This is a genomic window from Candidatus Limnocylindrales bacterium, from assembly GCA_035626395.1.
Lineage (GTDB): Bacteria > Desulfobacterota > Binatia > UBA1149 > CAITLU01 > DASPNH01.
On the sequence record DASPNR010000014.1, the window covers coordinates 1 to 1,221 of the forward strand.

Annotated in this window: 1 protein-coding gene; it reads left to right on the top strand. The window is 70.7% G+C overall.

What is annotated here, in order from left to right; translation table 11 throughout:
- Positions 1 to 56: 56 nt before the first annotated feature.
- Positions 57 to 1,221 (top strand): hypothetical protein (locus VEC57_07355; GenBank protein HYB98941.1); only part of this gene is annotated, 1,165 nt, incomplete at its 3' end.

The window sequence follows — 1,221 nt, forward strand, 5'->3', positions numbered from 1 at the left end:
AAAAAAGCCTTCCGCTCACTTGCCAGGCGCAGTGTTTTCGTACTATGTTCGCCTCGATGATCGAGGTCTCCGCTGCCATTCGTGACGACGTCTCCAGCCGCTTCGTGCGCCTGCCGCTGGCCGGCACCCGCATCACGGCCGAGAGGTGTGCCTGGCGGCCGGAACCCGCGCCTGGTGAGCGCGCCGCCTCCGAACGACCTCGCCGCATCAGCCGCGGCGTACTGCCGGACGCTATCGAGCTGGATGGCGAAGCCGGGCCGGCCGCCGCACTCGTTTCACGCTACCGATTGATCCAGGCGCAGATCGTTGCCGAGCTGCTCGAGCGCAAGCTGTGGGGCCCGCTCGGCTTCACGCGTCTTTCCGATTACGCCGCCGAGCGCCTCGGTGTCAGTGGACGCAGCCTGGAGGAGGACGCGCGCGTGGTGACGGCGCTGGCATCGCTGCCGCTGATCCAGCAGGCGTTCGAGGCGGGTGTGATCCGCTGGACGCACGCACGAACGCTCGCTGGCGTTGCGACGGCAGAGACCGAGCGCGGCTGGCTGCGCGTTGCGCTGACCTCGACGACGCGGGCGCTTGCGGAGCTGGCGAAGACCGCGCGGCGCGGAGATCGCGCTCCGGGCGATGCGGCAGGGCCGGGGGATGCGGGCGCGCCGGGAGATGCGGCCGCGCCGGGGGATGCGGGCGCGGGCGGCGCAGCGGCGAGTCCAGATGCGTGCGCGTCGAGGAGGGGCGCGAGCGATGAAGGGACGGGTCCAAATGCGTGCGCGTCGAGCAGTGGCGTGAGCGATGAAAGGACGGGTCCAAATGCGTGCGCGTCCGGTACAGGCTCGGATCGCGACGGTCCTGCCGCTGCGGCCTCCACTGGCGCGGCATCCGCCGATGCCACCGCATCCGCATCCGCATCCGCCACCGCATCCGCTGACGCAACCGCATCCGCCACCGCATCCGCCGACGCCACCGCATCCGCCACTGCATCCAGCGGTTCCGAAGAGCCGCTCGTCTGCTTCCGCATCGTCATGACCCGGTTCGGCCGTCAGCTCTGGCGCGCGGTGCGGGAGCTGGCCTCACGCATGTGCGGCGCCGACGTGCCGCCTGCCCGTGTCATCGAGACGGTTGCTGCAGAAGCGCTCAGCTGGCCGCACTGCGATCCGCCAGGCTCGCAGCCGCAGCCGGCGAAACACCCCCGCCGATCCGAGGAGATCCTGGTGCGTGCCTTCGAAG